This window comes from Microbacterium sp. B24 (assembly GCF_000333415.1).
Classification (GTDB): Bacteria; Actinomycetota; Actinomycetes; order Actinomycetales; family Microbacteriaceae; genus Microbacterium.
The window spans coordinates 1-4,912 of sequence record NZ_BADB01000153.1 but is presented as its reverse complement, the minus strand read 5'-3'; the positions used below and the strand labels follow the sequence as shown (position 1 = coordinate 4,912).

The window sequence follows — 4,912 nt, the reverse complement described above, 5'->3', positions numbered from 1 at the left end:
GCGCGCTCTCTGGAGCGCTGCGCGATGTCGCCGGACTGATCGCGGCGCACGCGAGATCCGATGTCACCGTGGTGGCCGGGGGCCGCATCAAGCACATGAGCGTCGCGATGAACGACGTGCTGCGCGCGTTCTTCACGACGGTCGATGTCACTCACGCCCGCCAGAAGTCTCGGGCGCTGATCGCCCGAGGCCCGCACGACGGTCGCGACCCGGTGCCCGCCGCCGCGCGCGTCGACGACGTGGAGGTGCGCGCCTTCGGCGGGGTCTTCGCGGGCGCTCGCCTGGACATCGGGACGCGGGCGCTGCTGAGAGCGCTCGACGCCGCACCCCGTTCTCCCGGGGGCGGCACCCGCGAGGATCCCTGGATCGATCTCGCCTGCGGCACCGGCATCGTGGGCGCGTGGCTCGCGCGGCGGCATCCGTCCGCGCACGTGTACGCGAGCGATCAGTCGGCAGCGGCGGTCGCCTCGGCTACGGCGACCGTGGCAGCGAACGCACTGAGCGATCGCGTCCGCGTCGCGCGCGCGGACGGTCTGGAGGAACGAGCCGCCGCGAGCGCGTCGTTCATCGCCCTGAATCCCCCGTTTCATTCCGGTGCCGCACTGACCACGACGATCGCGGAGCGCCTGTTCGCCGACGCCGCACGGGTTCTCGCGCCCGGCGGGCAGCTGTGGTGCGTGTGGAACTCGCCGCTTCGATATCGCGCCACGCTCGAGCGCGTAGTGGGGCCGACGCATCAGGTCTCCCGCGATCCGAAGTTCACGGTGACGGTGTCGACGAAGCGGTGAGCCGGCCCCGCCCCGAGCCTCGCCTGCCCGCCGTATGCTCAGACGATGCCGGCGCGGATGCCGTCCAGCGAATCGGCGACCTTGGGAAGGCGCTGGGCGAGAACGTCGTCGAGTTCGAACAGGCGCTGTCGGGCATCCTGCAGCACGCGCGCTCCCTTCGTGGTGACATGCAGATCGCTGGCGGCGCCGGCATGGGCCGTGGCATCCTGCACGAGGCCGTCGTCGACGAGCGTGCGCACGGCGGTATGGGCGGACTGCACCGTGATGTGCGAGCGGCGGGCCAGCTCGGAGAACGAGATGCCGGGCTCGGCGTAGATGTGACCGAGGAGACCGAACTTGCGGGTGCTGATGCCGAGGTCTTTGAGGATCGACGCCAGCTGCTCCTCCCACATCGCCGACACCGCGAGCAGCGCGATGACGGGGCTGAAGCGGGGACCGTCCTGAGTCATGCGGTCCATGCTATCGATGCGCTGTGCCGCGCACGGGTCGCCGTCCCGTGACTTCTCCAGCTGACGGGCTGACGCCACCGCTCGCCGGGCGCCAGGCGCTGACCTCGGCGCCGGGATCAGGCCTTCGCGCCACCGGGAGGGCCGAGGATCAGCAGCACGGCGAAGATCGCGGCGACGGCCACGAGGATGCCGACGAACAGCAGCCAGGGGCGGCGCAGGAACCAGGCCAACGGGCCGTCGTACCACCGCGCGTCCGCCGCATCGGCAGCAGCCTCGACGCGCCACGCACCGGCGAGCAGGCCGCGACGGTGCACCCAGAGCTCGACCGGAATGGTGGCGTAGGGCACGATCGCCGAGATCAGCGCGACGGCGGTCGGCCCCGCGGGCCATCGGTTGTTGAGAGCGACCAGAACGACAGTGGCGCCGTACGAGAGGAACACGAAACCGTGGATGCCGCCGCCGATCGTCACCGCGGGCGCCCACTCGGTCGTCGCCCGGACGACGAGACCGGCGATGAGCAGCGTCCACGACACCGCCTCCGCGAACGCGAGAGTGCGAAACAGAGACAGGGGGGTGCGAAGCATTCCTTCAGCATAACTGAAGGAATGCGTCGCGCCTGAGCACTTCCTGTGAGCACCGGGCGCCGCTGCGCGCGGTGCCTAGGGTGTCGCGTATGACACCTCGCTTTCCGCTGGCGGCGGCCGCGCTGCTGACGACCGGACTGCTGGGAGGCTGTGGGCCGATGGTTCCGGTGTGCCCTGCCATCGGATTCGTCAATCCCGGGCCCGTCACGATCGAGGTCGCCCCCGCCCTGACCGTCGGCGAGGTGGCCGCGTGCTTCGGCGACGGCTGCGCCCCCACGCCCCTCCCCCTCGGCCGCGACGGCCGCGGACGGATGCCGCTGGCACCGCCGTATCTCGCCGACACGAGCGTCGTCAGCATCGAGCCCGGCACGACGGTGCGCGTGGTGATCACCGATGCCACCGGCACCGTCACGCGTGATGTCCGCGCGGAGATCCCCTACAGGTCGGAGGGCGGCGGCCCGTGTCCGGGACCGGTGAGCTTCGACGCTGTCGTCATCTCCTGACCGTCCGCGGCGAGCGAAGACCCTTGACGCCGCGACGCCCCCGCGCCGGCTCATCGAGCACGGTTCGGGGGCGTCGCGCCATCCACTCGACGACGTCGGTCAGGTCAGAAGTCCCAGTCGTCGTCCTCGGTCGCGACCGCCTTGCCGATGACGTACGACGAGCCCGACCCGCTGAAGAAGTCGTGGTTCTCATCGGCGTTCGGCGACAGGGCCGAGAGGATCGCGGGGTTCACGTTGGTCAGCTGCGACGGGAACATCGCCTCGTAGCCGAGGTTCATCAGCGCCTTGTTGGCGTTGTAGTGCAGGAACTTCTTGACGTCCTCGGTCAGGCCGATGCCGTCGTAGAGGTCCTGCGTGTACTGCACCTCGTTGTCGTACAGCTCGTAGAGCAGCGAGAAGGTGTAGTCCTTGATCTCGTCGCGCTCGGGCTGGGTGAGCTTCTCGAGCCCCTTCTGGAACTTGTAGCCGATGTAGTAGCCGTGCACGGCCTCGTCGCGGATGATGAGGCGGATGATGTCGCCCGTGTCGTCAGCTTCGCCTTGCTCGACCAGTACAGCGGCAGGTAGAAGCCCGAGTAGAACAGGAACGACTCCAGCAGGGTCGAGGCGACCTTGCGCTTGAGCGGCTCGTCGCCACGGTAGTAGTCCATGACGATGTGGGCCTTCTTCTGAAGGTTCGGGTTCTCCACCGACCACCGGAATGCGTCATCGATCTCGGGCGTGGAGCACAGCGTCGAGAAGATCGACGAGTAGCTCTTCGCGTGCACCGACTCCATGAACGCGATGTTCGTGTACACGGCCTCTTCGTGGGGCGTGATCGCGTCGGGGATGAGCGAGACGGCGCCGACGGTGCCCTGGATGGTGTCCAGGAGCGTCAGACCGGTGAACACCCGCATCGTGGTGGTCTGCTCGTCGGGAGTGAGCGTCGCCCACGACTGGATGTCGTTGGACAGCGGCACCTTCTCGGGCAACCAGAAGTTGTTCACGAGGCGGTTCCACACCTCGAGGTCCTTGTCGTCCTGAATGCGGTTCCAGTTGATCGCCTGGACGTGGTCGATGAGCTTGAGCGGCTCGGACGGGGTCATGTCGTCAATCCTTCAAACGGTCGTGGAGTGAGCGAAGCGCGGTCACAGCATGCAGGAGACGCACTCGGACAGGTTCGTGCCCTCGAGCGCCATCTGACGAAGGCGGATGTAGTAGATCGTCTTGATGCCCTTGCGCCACGCGTAGATCTGCGCCTTGTTGATGTCGCGGGTGGTGGCGGTGTCCTTGAAGAACAGCGTCAGCGACAGGCCCTGGTCCACGTGCTGGGTCGCGGCGGCGTAGGTGTCGATGACCTTCTCGTAGCCGATCTCGTACGCGTCCTGGTAGTACTCCAGGTTGTCGTTCGTCATGAACGGCGCCGGGTAGTAGACGCGGCCGATCTTGCCTTCCTTGCGGATCTCGATCTTCGACGCGATCGGGTGGATCGAGCTCGTCGAGTTGTTGATGTACGAGATCGATCCGGTCGGGGGCACCGCCTGCAGGTTCTGGTTGTAGATGCCGTGCGCCTGGATCGACGCCTTCAGCTCGCGCCAGTCGTCCTGGGTGGGGATGTGGATGCCGGCGAACAGCTCGGCCACGCGATCCGTCTGCGGCACCCACTCCTGCTCGAGGTACTTGTCGAAGAACTCCCCCGACGCGTAGGTCGAGTCCGCGAAGCCGTCGAAGGCCGTGCCGCGCTCGATCGCGATGCGGTTGGAGGCACGCAGTGCGTGGAACAGCACCGTGTAGAAGTAGATGTTCGTGAAGTCGATGCCCTCCTCCGAGCCGTAGTGCACGTGCTCACGCGCGAGGTACCCGTGGAGGTTCATCTGGCCGAGGCCGATCGCGTGCGAGCGGTCGTTGCCGTCTTCGATCGAGCGCACCGAGCGGATGTGGCTCTGGTCGCTGACCGCGGTGAGCGCGCGGATCGAGGTCTCGACCGTGCCGGCGAGGTCCTTGCCGTCCATCGCGAGCGCGATGTTCATCGACCCGAGGTTGCAGGAGATGTCCTTGCCGATCTCGGCGTACGAGAGGTCCTCGTTGTAGGTCGTCGGCGTGTTGACCTGCAGGATCTCGCTGCAGAGGTTGGACATGTTGATCCGGCCCTTGATCGGATTGGCCTTGTTCACCGTGTCCTCGAACATGATGTACGGGTAGCCCGACTCGAACTGGATCTCGGCGAGGGTCTGGAAGAACTCGCGCGCGTTGATCTTGGTCTTCTTGATCCGCGCGTCGTCGACCATCTCGCGGTACTTCTCGGTGACGGAGATGTCACCGAACGGCACGCCGTAGACCTTCTCGACGTCGTAGGGCGAGAACAGGTACATGTCCTCGCCGTTGCGGGCGAGCTCGAAGGTGATGTCGGGGATCACGACGCCGAGCGACAGCGTCTTGATGCGGATCTTCTCGTCGGCGTTCTCGCGCTTGGTGTCGAGGAAGCGGAGGATGTCGGGGTGGTGCGCCGACAGGTAGACGGCGCCGGCACCCTGACGCGCGCCGAGCTGGTTGGCGTAGCTGAAGCTGTCTTCGAGCGACTCTAGAGGATCCCCGGGACCGAGCTCGAAT

At 66.9% G+C, this 4,912-nt stretch carries 5 protein-coding genes and 1 pseudogene; 2 read left to right on the top strand and 4 right to left on the bottom strand.

The window, feature by feature from the left end:
* Positions 1-788: class I SAM-dependent methyltransferase (locus I5I_RS03670; RefSeq protein WP_036316569.1), on the top strand; the 788-nt coding region annotated here is incomplete at its 5' end.
* Positions 789-826: 38 nt separating this feature from the next.
* Here I5I_RS03670 and I5I_RS03665 read toward each other — a convergent pair.
* Positions 827-1,237, bottom strand: coding sequence for a MarR family winged helix-turn-helix transcriptional regulator (locus I5I_RS03665; protein ID WP_036316571.1), 411 nt, complete (start codon positions 1,235-1,237; stop codon positions 827-829).
* A 116-nt stretch (positions 1,238-1,353) separates the two neighbouring features.
* Positions 1,354-1,821 (bottom strand): DUF3817 domain-containing protein, encoded by a 468-nt coding sequence (locus I5I_RS03660; RefSeq protein ID WP_036316567.1) that lies wholly within the window; start codon positions 1,819-1,821, stop codon positions 1,354-1,356.
* Positions 1,822-1,910: 89 nt separating this feature from the next.
* Between I5I_RS03660 and I5I_RS03655 the strand changes: the two genes are divergently transcribed.
* Complete coding sequence (locus tag I5I_RS03655) at positions 1,911-2,324, top strand: hypothetical protein (RefSeq protein ID WP_036316566.1); 414 nt, start codon at positions 1,911-1,913, stop codon at positions 2,322-2,324.
* A 104-nt stretch (positions 2,325-2,428) separates the two neighbouring features.
* On the opposite strand, the pseudogene nrdF reads toward I5I_RS03655, so the two are convergent.
* Both nrdF and nrdE read right to left on the bottom strand, forming a co-directional pair.
* Positions 2,429-3,408 (bottom strand): annotated as a pseudogene (gene nrdF / locus I5I_RS03650) (class 1b ribonucleoside-diphosphate reductase subunit beta).
* Positions 3,409-3,450: 42 nt separating this feature from the next.
* Positions 3,451-4,912: class 1b ribonucleoside-diphosphate reductase subunit alpha (gene nrdE, locus I5I_RS03645; RefSeq protein WP_036316565.1), on the bottom strand; the 1,462-nt coding region annotated here is incomplete at its 5' end.